Raw genomic sequence first — 2,316 nt, forward strand, 5'->3', positions numbered from 1 at the left:
CGTGCTGGTTCACGGACGGGGTGCGACGGCGCGGAGCATCCTCGGCTTCGGCGAGTCGATCGCCGGCGACTCCGTCGCGCTGCTGGCCCCGCAGGCGGCCGCGAACACCTGGTATCCAAACTCGTTTCTCGCGCCAGTTGAGCGGAACGAGCCCGGTCGGTCGTCGGGACTGGCCGCGGTCGGGAACGCGGTTCGAACGGCGACCGACGCCGGGATCGACGCCGAACGGGTCCTCGTGGCCGGATTCTCACAGGGCGCGTGTCTCGCGAGCGAGTTCGTCGCGCGCACGCCACGCGAGTACGGTGGGCTCGCTGCCCTGAGCGGCGGGTTGATCGGCGAAACGGTTGCTATCGGCGACTACGTCGCGGGCGACGAGGCGGATCCACTCGCCGGAACGCCGGCGTTCCTCGGCTGTAGCGACGTCGATCCACACATCCCGGAGGAGCGTGTTCACGTGACGGACGAGGTCCTATCGGCGCTCGGTGCCGACGTCGAGACACGGATCTACGAGGGGATGGGTCACGGGATCAACGAAGACGAGACGGAACGCGTGACGGCACTGGTGTCGGCGCTGTAGGCGGCACCGTTCCTCCCCTCACGCGCTGTTCTTCGACCCTCCGGCGATCCACGCCGAGACGACCCAGTTACGTGGCCGCAACGACGATCGAGAGCCACAGCGCCGCGATCGCGACGGCGAACAACGTCGCGCCGAGGGCCGCTACCGGGGCAGTGACTCCACCGGTCACGATCGCGATGCTCGCCGGCAGGAGGACGGAGAGGAACACGAGCCCGACGGAGACCATGCCGACGTTCATCGGGTCGACCCCGTCGAGACGGCGGCGAACCGTCCGCGCGATCTGGGAGTCCGACCCTTCCCGACGCGTCCCGTCGAGCCGTTGGTCGTCCCGCGGCGTGTCCCCGTTCGCCCGTTTCGGTCGATCGTCTCTCTCCTCACTCGTTCGCGTCCGTCTGCCGGTCACGATCCGCCAGCGACCGTTCTCCTGTCGTGCTCGGGCGAACTCCCCGGCGACGTGCTCTGCCGCGCCCGGCGCGTAGCCGAGCCCGCGGACGAGCGCGACGAAGTCGCTCTCGTCGTACTGCCCGGCCGTCGGCCAGCGATATCGGTCGGTTCGACGCTCTCCCGTCGGCAAGCTGTACTCGACGTTCACGGCGTCGCCGTCGCGCTCCCACCCGAGGACTTGGACCGTTACGCTCCCGTCGTCCGCGGCGTGTCGCCCCATCAGATACAGCTCCGTGGTGTCATCGAGGGCTCCGGGGTCCCGTTCGGGGAACGCGAGCGGGAGGTCCGCCTCGATCCCGTCGGGGGGATCCGTCGCGTCGACGCTGGTGACCGGGGGCCGGTGGTCGCTCTCGCCACTCGTCCCGCCTCCCGGAGCGCTCATGGGATCCGGTTCGTCCTCTAGGGATATAACTCCGGCACCGTGAACACCCCACGATCGCGTCCGAGAGGTCGAAACGACTCGCCGACTCAGGCCAACCAGTCCTCGGGCTTCGTGTCGTAATCGATCTCGTCGGCGGCGATCCGGGATTCGATTTCGGGATCGAGGTCGTGTTCGGTCACCGCTCCCCCGTCGTACTGGAACCGGACGCCGACCTCGGTGCCATCGGGCTCCCGACCGTCTCGTCGGGCCCGTTCGACCTCCCGGTCCGTGTACTCGGTACGGATCGTCGCTAGGTTCACCGGGCGACCCCACAGTTCGAACACCCGTTTCAACGTGGCTTTCGCCGTCGCCTCGTCCAGCGCGATCCCGTTGTACTGGTGGGCCAACAGCAGCTCCCCTCTGTTCTTGAAGTTCCCGTCGAGCACCGTGATCGACGGCTTTCCGAAGTTGGTGAACTGTAAGAGGAGTTTGCGTTTCACGTCGCCGGCATCGACACTCGCGACCCGGAACCCCTCGCCTGCGTGACTGTACTCGTAGGTGAAATAGTTCCGTTCGCGGACGAACTCCTCGGTGAGGAACTCGTCGATGAACGTCACGTCGTTGTGGCTCTCACGCACCTCGTACATCCGGTCCCACCCGGCGGTTCGATCGACGTCTTCGAGCGCCGCCTCGACGCTTTCGTACCGATCGACATCGAACATGTATCGCGCCCGCTCTTCGAGCGTCGTCCGCGGGACGTTCCGAAGGGCCCCGCGATGCTCCGGTCGCGAGAGCGCGTAGTGTCGTTCGGCGAGCCCCTCGTACGTGAGCAGTTTCCAGGGGTATCGCTCGATGTCGGGGCCCGCTTCGGGGTCGCGGTCGCCGGCACGGACGGACAGCGCGCGGTCGACCGTCTCGGCGTCGACGCGCGGGT

At 67.7% G+C, this 2,316-nt stretch carries 3 protein-coding genes; 1 reads left to right on the plus strand and 2 read right to left on the minus strand.

All coding sequences use genetic code 11. The features are described from left to right. On the plus strand, positions 1-577 hold a 577-nt coding region (locus ACFQEU_RS14645), incomplete at its 5' end, for an alpha/beta hydrolase (protein ID WP_379783358.1). Positions 578-644: 67 nt separating this feature from the next. Here ACFQEU_RS14645 and ACFQEU_RS14650 read toward each other — a convergent pair. Together ACFQEU_RS14650 and ACFQEU_RS14655 are read right to left on the minus strand one after the other, a co-directional pair. Further along, positions 645-1,403: a hypothetical protein gene (locus ACFQEU_RS14650; RefSeq protein ID WP_379783360.1), complete on the minus strand. Its 759-nt coding sequence runs from the start codon at positions 1,401-1,403 to the stop codon at positions 645-647. 86 nt (positions 1,404-1,489) lie between these two features. Continuing rightward, a partial coding sequence (locus ACFQEU_RS14655) for a SpoVR family protein (RefSeq protein WP_379783362.1) occupies positions 1,490-2,316 on the minus strand: 827 nt, incomplete at its 5' end.

The sequence above is a fragment of the Halorubrum tibetense genome, assembly GCF_042661865.1.
Lineage (GTDB): Archaea > Halobacteriota > Halobacteria > Halobacteriales > Haloferacaceae > Halorubrum > Halorubrum tibetense.

Coding starts and splice junctions, on each gene's coding strand:
- ACFQEU_RS14650 (WP_379783360.1), bottom strand. CDS start 1,403: ATGAGCGCTCCGGGAGGCGGGACGAGTGGCGAGAGCGACCACCGGCCC.